15 protein-coding genes and 1 other RNA gene are annotated in these 17,597 nt (G+C 33.1%); 14 read left to right on the plus strand and 2 right to left on the minus strand.

The genetic code is table 11. The features are described 5' to 3' along the window. Positions 1-3: 3 nt before the first annotated feature. From yajC to ISP02_RS05750, 11 genes are all read left to right on the plus strand, one after another. Positions 4-264 carry a preprotein translocase subunit YajC gene (gene yajC / locus ISP02_RS05700; protein ID WP_048793508.1) on the plus strand — a complete coding sequence of 87 codons (261 nt, stop codon included), beginning with the start codon at positions 4-6 and terminating at the stop codon, positions 262-264. A gap of 220 nt (positions 265-484) precedes the next feature. Further along, entirely contained in the window at positions 485-2,761 is a 2,277-nt protein-coding gene (secDF, locus tag ISP02_RS05705) for a protein translocase subunit SecDF (RefSeq protein WP_195720622.1), read from the plus strand. 149 nt (positions 2,762-2,910) lie between these two features. After that, a complete protein-coding gene (recJ, locus tag ISP02_RS05710) occupies positions 2,911-5,187 on the plus strand; it encodes a single-stranded-DNA-specific exonuclease RecJ (RefSeq protein WP_195720623.1) in 2,277 nt (758 codons plus the stop codon). A 13-nt stretch (positions 5,188-5,200) separates the two neighbouring features. Continuing rightward, complete coding sequence (locus ISP02_RS05715; RefSeq protein ID WP_195720624.1) at positions 5,201-5,719, plus strand: adenine phosphoribosyltransferase; 519 nt, start codon at positions 5,201-5,203, stop codon at positions 5,717-5,719. Between the two features lie 359 nt (positions 5,720-6,078). Continuing rightward, a complete protein-coding gene (locus ISP02_RS05720; RefSeq protein WP_195720625.1) occupies positions 6,079-8,268 on the plus strand; it encodes a RelA/SpoT family protein in 2,190 nt (729 codons plus the stop codon). Between the two features lie 14 nt (positions 8,269-8,282). Next, on the plus strand, positions 8,283-8,735 hold the full coding sequence (gene dtd, locus ISP02_RS05725) for a D-aminoacyl-tRNA deacylase (RefSeq protein ID WP_195720626.1): 453 nt from the start codon (positions 8,283-8,285) through the stop codon (positions 8,733-8,735). Next, positions 8,732-9,607: an N-acetylmuramoyl-L-alanine amidase gene (locus ISP02_RS05730; RefSeq protein WP_195720627.1), complete on the plus strand. Its 876-nt coding sequence runs from the start codon at positions 8,732-8,734 to the stop codon at positions 9,605-9,607. Before dtd ends, ISP02_RS05730 begins: the two co-directional genes overlap by 4 nt. A gap of 339 nt (positions 9,608-9,946) precedes the next feature. Then, entirely contained in the window at positions 9,947-11,209 is a 1,263-nt protein-coding gene (gene hisS / locus ISP02_RS05735; RefSeq protein ID WP_195720628.1) for a histidine--tRNA ligase, read from the plus strand. 12 nt (positions 11,210-11,221) lie between these two features. Then, positions 11,222-12,988, plus strand: a complete 1,767-nt coding sequence (gene aspS, locus ISP02_RS05740; RefSeq protein WP_195720629.1) for an aspartate--tRNA ligase — start codon at positions 11,222-11,224, stop codon at positions 12,986-12,988. 60 nt (positions 12,989-13,048) lie between these two features. Continuing rightward, positions 13,049-13,241, plus strand: a non-coding RNA gene (gene ssrS, locus ISP02_RS05745) — 6S RNA. Between the two features lie 122 nt (positions 13,242-13,363). After that, a complete protein-coding gene (locus ISP02_RS05750) occupies positions 13,364-14,134 on the plus strand; it encodes a tRNA threonylcarbamoyladenosine dehydratase (protein ID WP_195720630.1) in 771 nt (256 codons plus the stop codon). Between the two features lie 63 nt (positions 14,135-14,197). On the opposite strand, the gene ISP02_RS05755 is transcribed toward ISP02_RS05750, so the two are convergent. Continuing rightward, positions 14,198-15,481, minus strand: a complete 1,284-nt coding sequence (locus tag ISP02_RS05755; RefSeq protein WP_195720631.1) for a replication-associated recombination protein A — start codon at positions 15,479-15,481, stop codon at positions 14,198-14,200. 86 nt (positions 15,482-15,567) lie between these two features. Between ISP02_RS05755 and cymR the strand changes: the two genes are divergently transcribed. From cymR to ISP02_RS05770, 3 genes are all read left to right on the plus strand, one after another. Further along, positions 15,568-15,987 carry a cysteine metabolism transcriptional regulator CymR gene (gene cymR, locus ISP02_RS05760; protein ID WP_195720632.1) on the plus strand — a complete coding sequence of 140 codons (420 nt, stop codon included), beginning with the start codon at positions 15,568-15,570 and terminating at the stop codon, positions 15,985-15,987. Positions 15,988-16,063: 76 nt separating this feature from the next. Beyond that, a complete protein-coding gene (locus ISP02_RS05765; RefSeq protein ID WP_195720633.1) occupies positions 16,064-16,246 on the plus strand; it encodes a CsbD family protein in 183 nt (60 codons plus the stop codon). Positions 16,247-16,281: 35 nt separating this feature from the next. Continuing rightward, on the plus strand, positions 16,282-16,464 hold the full coding sequence (locus tag ISP02_RS05770; RefSeq protein WP_195720634.1) for a hypothetical protein: 183 nt from the start codon (positions 16,282-16,284) through the stop codon (positions 16,462-16,464). A 39-nt stretch (positions 16,465-16,503) separates the two neighbouring features. Here the strand turns inward: ISP02_RS05770 and ISP02_RS05775 are convergent, their stop codons facing one another. Beyond that, positions 16,504-17,514 (minus strand): LLM class flavin-dependent oxidoreductase, encoded by a 1,011-nt coding sequence (locus ISP02_RS05775; protein ID WP_195720635.1) that lies wholly within the window; start codon positions 17,512-17,514, stop codon positions 16,504-16,506. Positions 17,515-17,597: the final 83 nt, after the last annotated feature.

Consider the following 17,597-nt stretch of genomic DNA (forward strand, 5'->3'; position numbering starts at 1 on the left):
TAAATGCAATTAACGTCATTAATTTTACCAATTTTATTATTAGCATTAATGTGGTTCTTTTTAATTAGACCACAACAAAAGAAAGCTAAAGAGCATCGTGAAATGGTACAACAAATTCGTTCAGGTCAACGTGTTACGACTATTGGAGGAATTAAAGGTACCGTTAGAAGTGTTGACGAAACAACTGTCGTACTTACTTTAAATGGCAATGGTACAGAAATCACACTCGAAAAACCTGCAATTAAACAGGTTGATCCATCTTAATAAAACGTGAATTGGTAGGGATTTAATTTCCTGCCAATTTTTTATATATAATGAATTAGGATAAATTTAGTTTGCATAATAAATGTTAGTTTGTGAATATGTTGTAATATGTTAAGATATATAGGTCGCTTAAACAAGTTATCGTATATTATGTAATAACTTGCACAAATATTATTAATTAAAGTATCCTTAAATCATAAGTTTACAATGAGGTGTTCATGTGAAAAAAAGTAGTAGAATAGTTGCGTTTATATTACTTGTGGTTCTATTGTTCGCGGGAATGGGACTTACATATAAAAACGTAGTTAAAAACGTTAACTTAGGTTTGGATTTACAAGGTGGATTTGAAGTACTTTACCAAGTCAATCCTTTACAACAAGGCGATAAGGTTGATAAGGATGCTGTAAAATCTACCTCTAAGACTTTAGAGAACCGTGTCAACAAACTCGGCGTTTCCGAACCTAAAATACAAGTTGAAGACAATAACCGCATACGTGTACAACTTGCTGGGGTTAAAAATCAATCTCAAGCAAGGAAAATGTTATCTTCACAAGCAAATTTAACGATTCGTGATGCTAACGATAATGTTAAATTAACCGGTAAAGATCTTAAACAAGGTACGGCAAAACAAGAATTTAAACAAAATACAAACCAACCTGCAGTTACTTTTAAACTAAAAGATAGTGACAAGTTTAAAAAAGTAACCGAAGAAATTTCTAAGAAAAAAGACAACGTTATGGTTGTATGGCTAGATTACGAAAAAGGGGATTCATACAACAAGGAAAAAACAAAGAAAGACCCTAAATATGTTTCAGCGGCAAATGTAGACAAACCAATTAATTCAGATAGCGTTGAAATTTCAGGTGGCTTTAATGGTGAAAAAGGCGTACAAAAAGCTAAACAAATTGCGGACTTGTTAAACGCTGGTTCTTTACCTGTTCATCTTAAAGAAATCTATTCAAATTCAGTTGGAGCTCAGTTTGGTCAAGATGCACTAGATAAAACTGTATTTGCTTCTATGTTAGGTGTAGCAGTTATTTACTTGTTTATGTTAGGATTTTATCGCTTACCTGGTCTTGTAGCGGTAATTGCTTTGACAACATATATCTATTTAACACTATTTGCATTTAACCTTATTTCAGGTGTACTTACTTTACCTGGTCTAGCAGCATTAGTGCTTGGCGTGGGTATGGCTGTTGATGCCAACATCATAATGTACGAACGGATAAAAGATGAGTTGAAGATAGGTCGAACCTTAAAACAAGCATATAAAAAAGCTAATAAAAGTTCATTCCTAACTATTGTCGATGCCAACTTAACGACTGTTATTGCAGCGGCAGTTCTGTTCTTCTTTGGTGAAAGTTCGGTAAAAGGTTTCGCAACTATGCTATTATTAGGTATTTTAATGATTTTCGTTACTGCAGTATTTCTATCTAGATTACTGTTGACGTTATTAATTTCATCAAATTTCTTCAAAAAGTCTTATGGTATGTTCGGTGTAAACAAAAAGCATATCCATGATATTAACGACGGAAAAGACGTCCATGATTTAAAAACACCTTATGAAAAATGGGACTTCATGAAATTAGCCAAACCATTATTATCACTAAGCGTATTGATAATTATTGTTGGTGCAATCATCCTATTTGTCTTTAAATTAAATCTAGGCATAGATTTCACAAGTGGTACACGAGTCGATTTTGATTCAGAAAATAAAGTAACTCAAAATAAAGTAACGCAAACACTCGAGGATAAAAACTTTAAACCTGATCAAGTATCGATTGGTCAAAATGATAAAAATGTGAGTGTTCAATTCAAAAAAGACTTAAATAAAGAGCAAGTAGCAAAAATTAAAGATACTGTTCACAACAATTTTGGACATGATCCAACTGTTAATACAGTATCACCCGTTATAGGTCAAGAATTAGCTAAAAATGCTATTATGGCACTTATTTATGCTGCTATTGGTATCATTATTTACACTTCATTCCGTTTCGAGTGGCGTATGGGACTTTCATCAGTATTAGCACTACTGCATGATGCCTTTATGATTGTAGCAGTATTCAGTTTATTTAGACTAGAAGTCGATATCACATTCATTGCAGCAGTATTAACAATCATTGGTTATTCTATAAATGACACGATTGTTACGTTTGATAGAGTACGTGAAAACTTGCATAAGGTGAAAGTCATTACTAAAGCAGAACAAATTGATGATATTGTTAATAGATCTATTAGACAGACTATGACGCGTTCAATTAATACAGTGTTAACTGTTGTTGTTGTAGTTATTGCATTGTTAATTTTTGGTGCATCAAGTATTTTCACATTCTCATTAGCTCTATTAATTGGTTTAATTACAGGTGTATTCTCTTCTGTATTTATTGCAGTACCGTTATGGGGAATAATGAAAAAACGACAACTTAAAAAATCTGATGACCATAAATTAGTAGTCTACAAAGAAAAACGCTCCAATGATGAAAAAATCTTAGTATAAATTATATTTAAACTGCCATTGCGAAAAAAACGTAATGGCAGTTTTATTTTTTACTTGTTTCATAAAATATTATGTCTATATCGATGGTCACCGCTTTTTATTTTACAGAATGTTTTGTATAATGGCTTGTGGAAATGAGGGAGACTCGTATGATTAAACCAAAGTATAATTGGGATTATAATACACCTGATAATGAAATTTTGGAAGAATATGTAAAGAAATTGAAACTAACTCCTCTTGTTAAACAAATATTAGAGAGTAAAAATATAGTTGAATGTGATGAAATTGAAGCTCTATTTAGTAACAACGTTATAAACCATGATCCATGGCTACTTAGTGATATGAAAAAAACTGTAGACCGTATTAATTTAGCTATCGATAAAAACGAAAAAATTCTTGTCTATGGAGATTACGATGCTGATGGTGTAACCTCGACAACAATTTTAGTATCTACTTTGAGAGAATTAGGTGCTCATGTGGGTTGGTACATACCGAATCGTTTTTCTGAAGGATATGGACCGAATGAAATGGCATTTAAAAATGCATATGACGAAGGTATATCGCTTATAATTACAGTAGATAATGGGATACAAGGACATAAAGAGATTGAGAGTGTGCAATCATTGGGCGTAGATGTAATTGTTACAGATCATCATGAAATAGGCAGAACTATGCCTGATGCTTTTGCAATTGTACATCCTATGCATCCAGAATTTGATTATCCGTTTCAATATCTATGTGGTGCAGGAGTAGCATATAAATTAACGCAAGCATTATTATCACAACCTCCACGACAATTTTTAGGTTTAGTTGCAATAGGAACTATTGCAGACTTAGTATCGTTAACAGATGAAAATCGTTCGCTTGTAAAACAAGGTCTTAGTGTACTTAACGACCAATGTCCAGTATCTATAAAAGCAATATTAAATCAAGCGAGTTACACGGATGATATAAACGAAGAGACCATTGGTTTTATTATTGGTCCAAGACTTAATGCGGTAGGTAGATTAGAAGATGCTGGTTTAGCTGCCGAATTGCTTATGACTGATGAAATGGAAGAGGCAACATTTTTAGCGGAACAGGTTGAGTTCTTTAACCAAGAACGTAAAGATATTGTAGCTTCTATTACTGAAGAAGCATTAGCAATGGCTAAAGAGCAAGTTCAGCAACAAGCGAAATTCTTACTCCTTGCTAAAGAAGATTGGCATGAAGGAGTATTAGGCATTGTTGCATCAAAAATTGTCGAAACTTATAGTTTACCGACGCTAATTTTAAATATTGACGAGGTACAAAATCATGCTAAAGGCTCTGCGCGTAGTATTGAACAAGTATCAATGTTTGAAATTTTAACTGCACATTCCGATTTAATATCAAAATTTGGCGGTCATCATATGGCGGCCGGAGTGACGATGCCCATAGACAATATTCAAGACTTATCTCATGGCTTAAATCTATGGATGGAAGAGCTAGCCACTTCAACTTCGTTGGAACCTTCTAAAAAAATTGATGTAAAAGTAAATGAGGCAGATATTAACGTTGGTAATATTCAAGACATTCATAAATTAAGACCTTTTGGTACTGATTTTGAAAGTCCATGTTTTGAGTTGTCTGACATTACAGTGCATCATTCTAAAGGTATAGGACAAGAAAATAAACATTTGAAGTTATCTCTGGGTAAGAGTAATTTACAAGCATTATATTGGCAATATGGACATTTAAGCAATCAGTTGAATACTGAACAACCAGTAAGTATCATTGGTACACTTCAAATAAATGAATGGAATGGTCATAAGTCACCGCAATTTATGATACAAGATTTGGCGAGCAATAAGTTACAAATACTAGATTACCGCAGTAAAAATAAACTGTCAGTTATTGATGAAAATGATGCATCAACTGCATTTCTGATACATCACCATAATGACAAATTAGGAGATAACTACTATTTTTACGGTGAAAATATTCAACATAACTATGAAAAATATGTCTTTAGAGATCTACCATCAACAATAGATGATATTAAAAACAGTTTAAAAAGTGTCAAAGCCTCGCAAATATATTTAATGTTAAATCATCAACAATCTATATACTTTGAAGGAATGCCTAAAATGGAAAGCTTTAAACAATGTTTTAAAGCTTTAGCAACAAAAGGCGAAACAAACCTAGCTCAAGATGGTATGCACCTAAGTGAATTTTTAAATATAAAACCTAATATGTTGAAATTTATATTAAAAGTATTTTTAGATTTAGAGTTTATAAATGACGATAATGGTATAATTACAGTAAATAATCAATCTCAAAAACAGGCTATTGATACAAGTAAATTATACCGAGCGAGATTAGATAGAATAGAAGTTGAAGAAATTTTATTATACCAAGATATAAACCAATTAAAAGAATGGCTTATAGCCGAATTGGCATGTTAAGGAGGAATTAGCAATGGATTTAAAGCAATACGTATCAGAAGTTCAAGATTGGCCAAAAAAAGGAGTTAACTTTAAAGATATTACAACAATTATGGATAATGGTGAAGCATATGGCTATGCAACTGACCAAATCGTCGAATATGCTAAAGAAAAAGATGTAGATGTCGTTGTTGGACCTGAAGCTAGAGGATTTATTATTGGTTGTCCAGTAGCTTACTCTATGGGTATAGGATTTGCTCCGGTACGAAAAGAAGGTAAATTACCACGCGAAGTTATTAGATATGAGTATGAATTAGAATATGGTAAGAATATATTAACAATGCACAAAGATGCTATTCTACCAGGTCAACGTGTATTAATTACAGATGATTTATTAGCGACAGGTGGCACAATTGAGGCGGCTATCAAATTAGTCGAAAAACTTGGTGGTATTGTAGTAGGTATTGCATTTATCATTGAATTAAAATATTTAAAAGGGATTGAAAAAATTAAAGACTATGATGTTATGAGCTTAATTTCTTACGATGAATAACTTATATGTTTAATAATCTTTTTGGTATGGAAATAGTAATATTACTAGACGTTATGTCAGTAGTGTTATTATTTCTTTTTTTAGCAGATAAAATTATCTTTCTTTTTAATATAATGGGAGAGCTAACTATTCAAAATAATTGTTTTTTAGCGCCTTTTCAATTATGCTAGATTAAATTTATTATAATTAGATTGCATTAGTACGTTATAACGCGTTTATTTATTTGTTAACATGTAGTATTATATAACTATTATTTGAAATTTTATACATACAGTAAATTGAATTAATAATTCGTATACATATATTAAAAATCGAAAACATTTTTAAAGTAATTAATAATAAGTGTAGGGGTGTCTTGAGTGAATAATGAATATCCATACAGTGCTGACGAAGTACTATATAAAGCTAAGTCATATTTAGCAAAAGATCAATATGAATATGTATTAAAAAGTTATCATATTGCTTATGAAGCACATGAGGGTCAATTTCGCCAAAATGGCTTGCCATATATAATGCATCCTATACAAGTGGCTGGCATACTTACAGAAATGCATCTAGACGGCCCAACTATTGTTGCTGGTTTTCTTCATGATGTTATTGAAGATACACCATATACATTTGATGACGTGAAATCCATGTTCAATGAAGAAGTGGCAATAATTGTCGACGGCGTAACAAAACTTAAAAAAGTAAAATACCGTTCTAAAGAAGAACAACAAGCTGAAAATCATAGAAAGCTTTTTATAGCTATTGCTAAAGATGTAAGAGTTATTTTAGTTAAATTAGCGGACAGACTACATAATATGCGTACTTTAAAAGCTATGCGTAGAGACAAACAAATCAGAACTTCTAAAGAAACGTTGGAAATCTATGCACCATTGGCACATAGATTGGGAATTAATACAATTAAATGGGAATTAGAAGATACTGCACTTAGATATATAGATAGTGTTCAATATTTCAGAATTGTAAATTTAATGAAGAAAAAACGTAGTGAAAGAGAAGACTATATTTATACAGCAATTAGTAAAATTCAATCTGAAATGGAAAATATGAATATCGTAGGTGAAATAAACGGTCGACCTAAACACATTTATAGTATTTATAGAAAAATGGTCAAACAAAAAAAACAATTTGATCAAATATTTGATTTACTTGCGGTGCGTGTCATTGTTAATTCAATTAATGATTGTTATGCGGTATTGGGCTTAGTTCATACATTGTGGAAACCAATGCCCGGTAGATTTAAAGACTATATCGCAATGCCTAAACAAAACATGTATCAATCGTTACACACTACCGTAATAGGTCCCAATGGAGATCCTTTAGAAATTCAAATTAGAACTTACGAAATGCATGAAATTGCAGAACATGGTGTGGCTGCACACTGGGCTTACAAAGAAGGTAAACAAGTAAAAAATAAAACCGATGATTATTATAATAAACTGAATTGGTTAAAAGAGTTAGCTGAAACTGACAACACAACATCCGATGCAGAAGAGTTTATGGAATCTCTTAAATTTGATTTACAAAGTGATAAAGTATACGCTTTTACACCAGAAAGTGATGTTATAGAGTTGCCTTATGGAGCTAATCCTATTGATTTTGCTTACGCTATTCATAGTGAAGTCGGTAACAAAATGATTGGTGCAAAAGTTAATGGCAAGATAGAACCAATTGATTACGTATTACAAACAGGTGATATTGTAGAAGTACGTACTAGTAAACATTCATATGGTCCAAGTAGAGACTGGTTGAAAATTGTTAAATCATCTAGTGCAAAAAGTAAAATACGAAGCTTCTTTAAAAAACAAGATCGGTCTTCTAATATTGAAAAGGGTAAATTTATGATTGAAGCAGAAATCAAAGACCAAGGATATAGAGTAGATGACGTTCTTACGAGTGAAAATATAGAAGTAGTAAATGATAAATACAACTTTTCCAATGATGATGATTTGTTTGCCGCTGTGGGATTTGGTGGTATAACTGCGCTACAAATTGTTAATAAACTTACGGAAAAACAACGTATTTTAAATAAACAAAAAGAGCTTAATCAAGCACAAGAAATTACTAAGTCTGTACCGATAAAAGAAGATATTATCACTGATAGTGGTATATATGTAGAAGGTATTGAAAATGTTTTAATTAAGTTATCAAAATGTTGTAATCCAATCCCTGGTGATGATATTGTTGGATATATTACTAAAGGTCATGGTATAAAAGTACATAGAACAGATTGCCCGAACATTAAAAACGAAACTGATAGACTCATCGATGTAGATTGGGTAAAATCAAAAGATGCTACTCAAAAATATCAAGTAGATTTAGAAGTTAACGCTTATGATAGAAATGGATTATTAAATGAAGTATTACAAGCCGTTAATTCTACAAGTAGTAATTTAGTTAAAGTTGCAGGGCGTTCCGACATTGATAAGAATGCTGTGATTAATATTAGTGTTATGGTAAAAAATGTTAATGAAGTTTATAAAGTTGTAGATAGGATCAAACAACTGGGTGATGTTTATACTGTAACTAGAGTTTGGAATTAGAGGTGCCAGTAAATATGAAAATAGTTTTACAAAGAGTGAAAGAAGCAACGGTGACCAACGATTCGATAAAATACTCGATTGGACAAGGTTATTGTTTGTTAGTTGGATTAGGTCAAAATTCAACTGAAGCGGATATAGACGTGCTTGCTAAAAAAATTGTCAATGCCCGTCTTTTTGGAGATGACAACGGTAAAATGAATTTAAGTTTATTAGATATAAAAGGTCAAATATTATCTATATCACAATTTACTTTATTTGCTGATGTGCGTAAGGGTAATAGGCCGGGCTTTACAAAGTCAATGCCACCGGAACAAGCCGAACAATATTTCGACAAATTCAATGAAACTTTACGCTCATATGGCGTAGAAGTATTTACTGGTGAATTTGGTACAGATATGTTGGTTGATATTGCTAATGATGGACCTGTCACGATAATTTACGAAAGTCAGGATGGCAAAGTTATATGAAGAGGCTCAATACTTGGTTAACTAAACATCATTTAAAAAATATTCCCACACTTATTGTCGCAGTTGTTTTTATTATCTTTGTCGTGATTTTAATTGCTTTCTTAAATCATAATGATGAAGATAGTAGCACGATATATATTACTGAAGATGCAAAATTACTTACAGGACCCAATGCTACTTACCCACAAATAAAAGCTGTATATAAAGGACAAAATTTCCATAAAGTTAGAAAAACCGGTAAATGGATTGAAGTAGAATCTAAAAACGGTAAAGAAAAAGGTTGGATCGCTGGCTGGCATACAAATTTAAATATAAAGCCAGATAAGACGGCTGATGCTAAGCCACTAAAAGATAAAACAATTGTACTTGACCCTGGTCACGGAGGAAGTGACCAGGGAGCTTCAAGTAGAACAAACAAAAAAAGTTTAGAGAAAGTATACACTTTAAAGACCGCTGAAGAACTTAAAGTACTCTTAGAAAAAGAAGGGGCTAAGGTCAAAATGACGAGAACTAGCGATGAATATGTTTCGTTAGATGATCGTAATATTAAAGGTGATGCTTTTATTAGTATACATAATGATTCATTGAAATCTTCTAAAGCAAATGGTGGCACAGTATATTGGTTTAAAGATAGCCAAAAATCTTTAGCTGAAACTATAAATAATAGCATTCAAAAGAAAGCATTATTATCTAACAGAGGTGCGAGACAAGAAAATTATCAAGTATTGAGACAAACAAATGTACCAGCAATTTTATTAGAATTAGGTTATATTAGTAATCCTACTGATGAAGTAATGTTAACCGATAAATTACATCGTCATATTGTAGAACATGCAATTATAGATGGTTTACGTGCATATTTTTCAAAATAAAAAGGTTGCAAAATAATTGTAAACTGGTTATGATTATTAATGAATTTTATAAATTAACCGTTATGATTCTTGATTGTTTTAAAGGACAAGGTAACACGTCATCGTGTGAAGAGATATAATTCTAGGCTGAAAAATTATACTTAGTCGTTTAAAATGAATGAACACAGGAACAGGTGCTCTTATCAAAAAGGGAGCCGTTTTACGAGCGTTATTCGTGTAAAAGTGGGTCATTTTAGATAACAATTTGACCAATTAGGGTGGCAACACGGCAATTCGTCCCTTGTATGATTAATCATCATGCAAGGGTCTTTTTTTTATTTTAGACAAGGAGAGATGAGTATGATAAATATTCCAAGAGGAACTCAAGATATATTACCAACAGAATCTATAAAATGGCGCTATATAGAAAGACGTTTAGAAGAGTTAATGACTTTATATAATTATGGAGAGCTACGCACACCAATATTTGAAAGTACTGAATTATTCGCTCGAGGCGTAGGTGATTCTACTGACGTTGTACAAAAAGAAATGTATACATTTAAAGACAAAGGTGATCGTAGCATTACCCTCCGCCCAGAAGGTACAGCTGCAGTAGTAAGATCATATATTGAAAATAAAATGCAAGGATATGCTAACCAACCAATTAAACTTTATTATTTAGGACCTATGTTCCGTTATGAACGTAAACAAAAAGGTCGTTATCGCCAATTTACACAGTTTGGCGTTGAAGCTATTGGTGCTGAAAATCCGAGCATTGATGCCGAAATTTTAGCAATGGCAGTGCACATTTATGAGTCATTTGGTTTACAACATTTAAAACTCGTTATTAACAGTGTCGGTGATATTGAATCACGCCAAGAATATAACGAGGCGTTAGTCAAACACTTTGAACCGATTATTGGTGATTTTTGTAGTGACTGTCAGGCTAGATTACACACAAATCCAATGAGAATACTAGATTGTAAAGTGGATAAAGATAAAGAAGCAGTTAAAAATGCGCCACGCATTACTGAATACTTAAATGACACCTCTATTAAATATTTTAACGAGGTAAAACTACACCTTGATCGTCTTGGCATACGCTATGAAGAAGATCCGAACTTAGTTAGAGGATTAGATTATTATACACATACGGCTTTCGAGTTAATGATTGATAACCCTAACTATGATGGTGCAATCACGACACTTTGCGGCGGTGGACGCTACAATGGTTTATTAGAACTGTTAGATGGTCCAAATCAAACTGGTATTGGATTTGCCTTAAGTATTGAAAGGTTATTACTAGCTCTTGAAGAGGAAAATATCGAATTAGACGTTGCTAATGACTTTGATTTATTTATTGTTACGATGGGTAAAGAGGCCGATGACTATGCTGTGAAAATGTTAAATGATTTACGTAAACAAGGTATAAAAGCTGACAAAGATTATATGGAGCGTAAAATTAAAGGCCAAATGAAACAAGCAGATAGATTGAACGCAGATTATACTATCGTAATAGGCGACCAAGAATTAGAAAATAACGAAGTAGCCATTAAAGACATGAACACGGGCGAAAGTGAATCTATCCAATTAGATAGTGTCGGCGCATATTTTAAAAAATAAGGAGAATATAAAATGAGTAAACGAACAACTTACTGTGGACTAGTTACAGAATCATTATTAGATCAAGAAGTTACATTAAAAGGTTGGGTGCATAATCGTAGAGACTTAGGTGGATTAATTTTTATTGACTTAAGAGACCGCGAAGGTTATGTACAAATTGTCTTTAATCCCTCTTTCTCTAAGGAAGCGTTACAAATAGCTGAATCAGTTCGTTCAGAATACGTTGTAGAAGTTACAGGGATTGTTAAGAAAAGAGATTCAGAAACAGTAAACCCAAAAATTGCTACTGGACAAGTTGAAGTACAGGTTTCTGAAATTACAGTGATTAATAAAGCAGAAACGCCACCATTTTCATTAAACGAAGAAAATCAAAATGTTGATGAAAATATACGTTTAAAATATAGATATTTAGACTTGAGAAGACAAGAGTTAGCTCAAACATTTAAAATGCGTCATCAAACAACAAAATCTGTACGTAACTACCTAGATAGCGCAGGTTTTTATGATATTGAAACACCAGTTTTAACTAAATCAACACCGGAAGGCGCGCGTGACTACTTAGTACCTTCACGTGTTCATGATGGGGAATTTTATGCATTACCACAATCGCCTCAAATTTTTAAACAATTATTAATGATTAGTGGCTTTGATAAATATTATCAAATCGTTAAATGCTTCAGAGACGAAGACTTACGAGCTGATAGACAACCTGAATTTACACAAATCGATATTGAAATGAGTTTTGTTGATCAAGAAGACGTGATTGAAATGGGCGAAGAAATGTTGAAGAATGTCGTAAAAGACGTTAAAGACATAGATTTAGATGGACAATTCCCACGTATGACATATGATGAAGCAATGACAAGATTCGGTTCGGATAAACCAGATACTCGTTTCGACATGGAATTAATCGATGTCTCTGAACTTGGAAAAGTTATGGATTTCAAGGTGTTTAATAGTGCAGTTGAGAGTGGTGGTCAAGTTAAAGCTATTGTTGCTAAAGGCGCTGCTGATCAGTATACACGTAAAGATATTGATGGTTTAACAGAATTTGTAAATATTTATGGAGCTAAAGGTTTAGCATGGGTCAAAGTCGTAGAAGATGGCGTTAGCGGACCAATCGGACGTTTCTTTGAAGATAATCATGTGACGACATTACAAAACTTAACTGGTGCTGAAGCAGGTGATTTAGTGTTATTCGTAGCAGATTCACAAAGCGTAGTGGCGCAAAGTTTAGGGGCATTACGTGTTAAATTAGCTAAAGAGTTAGGTTTAATTGATGAAAGTAAATTGAACTTCCTATGGGTAACTGATTGGCCATTATTAGAATATGATGAAGATGCTAAACGTTACGTTGCTGCACATCATCCATTCACTGCACCAAAAGATGAGCATATCGAAAGATTATCTTCAGAACCTGAAAAAGTACAAGCTAAAGCTTATGACATCGTGTTAAATGGCTATGAACTTGGCGGAGGTTCTATAAGAATTCATGAAGGTGGCTTACAAGCTAAAATGTTTGAAGCTCTTGGTTTTACAGAAGAACAAACACGTGAACAATTTGGATTCTTATTAGATGCATTTAAATATGGAGCTCCACCACACGGAGGTATTGCTCTTGGTTTAGATAGATTAGTCATGTTACTAACTAATAGAACAAATCTTAGAGATACGATTGCATTTCCTAAAACGGCATCTGCAACTTGTCTATTAACTGATGCGCCAAGTGAAGTATCTGAAAATCAACTTGAAGAATTATCACTACGTATTAGACATTAATATCTGTGAGTTTAATTTCTTGCTAATACGAAAAAATGTGGTATGATATATCCATAAGATAGTCATCTGTAATGTTCGTATGTTTGCTTTTTAATTTGGGCCTAACACTCTTTGATCAAGGGAGCCCAATAGGTTTTCTTGTAGCGCAAACGCCTCTTAAGGAGGACTTGCAAAACTAGAAACAGGGCACCCACCTGTATATAGCAGGCCGAATGATCAAGCTACTTATAACTACGGCATTTACGGTCTCTATCGGTACGCAAGACTTAGGTCTTGCGTATTTTTTTGTTTACTTTTAAAATGTGAGTAAAATTTTTAAGGAATTTCATGTATAATCTAAATTATTAAAAATAGATAAAAAAGAGGAGTATTGTTATGAAGCATCAATTTTCAAGAAATGAATTGGCTTATGGTCAAGAGGGTTTGGATTTATTAAAAGAACAAACCGTTGTAGTACTAGGAATTGGTGGCGTTGGATCCTTTGCTGCTGAAGCATTATCACGTACTAACATAGGTCATATTATACTTATTGATAAAGATGATGTTGATATTACAAATGTAAATCGTCAATTACATGCTTTGACTTCAACTATAGGGCAAAGCAAAGTCACATTAATGGAAGAACGCATTAAATTAATTAATCCTGACTGTAAGGTGACATCATTACATATGTTCTACACAGAAGATACTTACGAAGCATTATTTGAGCAATACGATATTGATTATTTTATTGATGCTAGCGATACTATTATGTATAAAGTACACTTGATGGAACAATGTTTAAATAGAGATATTAAAGTTATTTCGAGCATGGGAGCGGCTAATAAAACTGATCCAACACGTTTTACTATAGAAGACATTTCTAAAACGCATACTGATCGCATGGCGAGAATAATTCGACAAAAGTTAAAGAAAAAGGGCATTAAGAAAGGTATACCGGTAGTTTTCTCTGATGAAAGTCCAATTATTATTAGAGAAGATGTTAAAGAAACAGTAGGTGATGCAAATGCCCCAACAAGAAAAGGACAAATACCTCCTTCGTCTAATGCATTTGTTCCTAGCGTCGTAGGTTTAATATGTGCCAGTTATGTAATAAATGATATATTAAAAGATATCCCAGTTACTAGAATTAAAGATAAAGGTTAAGCATAGCATTATAATAAATAAGAACCGTTACTAGCTTTTTAGTCAAGTAACGGTTCTTATTTATTATTTCAAGTTTTGTTGTTGTGCTTTAATAATATTGTCATAAATAGATTTAAATTGTTGTTCAGACTTTGAAGTCGTTTTAGGTTTATAATAAATTTTATTTTTTAGTTTATCAGGTAAATATTGTTGTGCTATAAAACCACTTTCATGACTATGTGGATATTGATAACCAATAGCTCTACCTAGGTCTTTAGCACCAGCATAATGTCCATCTTTTAAGTGATCCGGAATTTGACCAACATGGCCTTTTCTAATATCAGACAACGCATTATCGATCGATGTTATAGCAGAATTAGATTTGGGTGACAGGCATAATTCAATTACAGCTTGACTAAGCGGAATACGTGCCTCTGGAAAACCAAGTCTCTCTGCTGCATCAATGGCGGATAATGTTCGTTGACCTGCATTAGGTGAAGCTAATCCGACGTCTTCAAAACTAATAACAAGTAAACGTCGTGCTATCGTAGGCAAATCTCCAGCTTCTATAAGACGTGCAAGATAGTGTAATGCTGCGTTAACGTCACTACCACGAATAGACTTTTGAAATGCACTCATAACGTCATAATGCATATCACCATCTTTATCACTTAAAAATGCACCTCTTTGTAAACAATCTTTTGCGTCTTGCAACGTAATATTGCGTACTTCATCACTAACGTCAGAGCTAAGTACTGCTAATTCTAAAGCGTTTAAAGCACTTCTTACGTCTCCTTGACTTTGAGTGGAAAAATATTCCATTGCATCATCATCGACTCGCACATTATAACTTTTCAGTCCTCTTTCGTCATCTTCTAAAGCTCTTTTAAGCGCTAAGTTTACATCTTCATCTGTAAGTGGATACAATTCGAAAATTTGAGCTCTCGAACGTATCGCTGGATTGATTGCGTGATAAGGATTAGATGTAGTAGCACCAATTAATACTATTTTTCCGTTTTCTAGATGAGGTAATAGAAAATCTTGTTTCGTCTTATCTAATCTATGAATTTCATCTAATAATAAAATGACTTGGCCAGACATTTTTGCTTCTTCGACTATAAGTTGCATATCTTTTTTTGTATTAGAAACCGCATTTAACTGTCTAAAATTATATTGGGTACTACCAGCGATAGCTTTGGCAATACTTGTTTTTCCGATACCTGGAGGTCCATAAAAAATCATAGATGATAAGCGTTTTGTGTCTACCATTCTTCTGATAATGCCTCTAGGACCAACTAAATGTTGTTGAGAGATAATTTCATTTATATTTTCTGGACGCATTCTTGCAGCTAACGGTTCATTAGTCACGTTGCTTCACACCTTTCTAATTCTATATTAACGCAAAAAATGATACTATGGGAATATATAAGTATTCGATTAAGTGAGGTTATATAATGAAAATTTCAACTAAAGGAAGATATGGGTTAACTTTAATGATTTCCTTAGCTAAAAAAGAAGGGCAAGGCTGTGTATCATTAAAGTCTATAGCCGAAGAAAATAATTTAAGTGATTTATATTTAGAACAACTTGTAGGTCCTTTAAGAAATGCAGGATTAATACGTAGTGTACGTGGTGCAAAGGGTGGTTACCAATTAAGAGTACCTGCCGAAGAAATTAGTGCCGGCGACATTATTCGTCTTTTAGAAGGTCCGATTACATTTGTAGAGAGCATTGAATCTGAACCGCCAGCTCAAAAGCAATTATGGATTAGAATGCGTGATGCGGTAAGAGATGTGCTTGATAATACTACATTAAAATATTTAGCTGAATATAAAGAAACAGATAATTTAGAAGGATACATGTTTTATATTTAAAAAATCCAAATAATATGTTTATAAATTAATCATTGTGGTATTTACGTAATACGAACTCATTAAGGAGGTTTTTATAATGGCTGATGAAAATAAATTTGAACAGGCAAAAGGTAACGTTAAAGAAACAGTAGGTAATGTTACTGATGATGAAAAACTTGAAAAAGAAGGCAAGAAAGATAAAGGTTCAGGCAAAGCTAAAGAAGTCGTAGAAAATGCAAAAGATAAAGCTAACGACGTAATTGATAAATTTAAAAAATAATCAATTGACACTAAACAATAAAGGAGCCGAATATTATGGCAGAGAATTTCTTAGACAAAGCTAAAGAAGCTGCTAAAAACGTATCAGATAAATTAAAAGATACTGATAACGAAAAAGCAAAAAATGCTAGTGAACAAATTGATAAATTCACTGGAGCTGGTGACAAGAACGAAAGTGACCATAAAGACGAAAATAAAGATAAAAAAGATAAAAAATAATAAAAAAGCCTACAGCACTTAGTTTGCTGTAGGCTTTTTTTAATTTTCGTTATTTATTTCTCCAACTAACTTGTGTAATTTTTTATATGAATCTAATTGTGCTTCTTGGTCATAAATATAACTAATAGCCATTAATTCATCTATACCCCCATTGTCAGCAATAAATGATTTTAGCTTCTGTTTTACTGTTTCTTCAGAACCAATTAGGGATTGTGACATACGTTGTTTAGCTAATTCAAATTCTCTTGGTGTTAATAGTCCTTGTAAATCATCAGTTGGTGGTTGTACGGGTTGCATTCTACCACGAGTAATACTAACCATAACTTGCGCTTGAGTTGAGGCTAAGTATTCTGCTTGTGCATCAGTTTCGGCAACGATAGCATTTAGACAAACAATCATATAGGGTTTCTCTAATACATCCGAAGCTTCAAATAAAGATTTATATATTTCCATAGCATCATGCATTTGCTGCGGTGCAAAATGGCCGGCGAATACATAAGGTAACCCTTTACGTGCAGCTAAATGAGCCGAATCCGTTGAAGAACCTAATATATAAAGTGGTACATTTTTGTCTACAGCTGGATAAGCACGAACATAACCTTGCTGGTTAGCAGGGCCAAAATATGTCGCAAGTTGTTCTACTTCTTCAGGAAATTCATATACACCATTATGCTGATCACGACGTAACGCGCTTGCAGTCATCATGTCAGTACCGGGTGCTCTTCCTAAACCTAGGTCGACACGGTTTGGAAAGACTGTGGCCATTGTGCCAAATTGCTCAGCGACAATTAATGGAGCGTGGTTAGGTAACATAATACCACCTGAGCCAACTTTTATTGATTGTGTGTGTTCTAATGTATGTTGAATTAACAACGCCGTGGCAGAACTAACTAAATTAGGTGCGTTATGATGTTCAGCTATCCAATATCTTTCAAAATTTAATGTCTCAAGATTTTGTGCCAATTTAACCATATCGGCGATAGCATCTTTATCTGTCTGTTCTTCTCTAATAGGAACAAGATTTAACGCGGATAACTTTATTTCTGTCATTTTTTATCCTCCTTAGTAATAACTAATAATTGAAAGTATAACAGCCTTATGATAACTTGCGTAAAAAAGTGCTCACTGTTATA

Origin of the sequence: Staphylococcus durrellii (assembly GCF_015594545.1) — a bacterium.
In the GTDB taxonomy this organism is placed as follows: domain Bacteria; phylum Bacillota; class Bacilli; order Staphylococcales; family Staphylococcaceae; genus Staphylococcus; species Staphylococcus durrellii.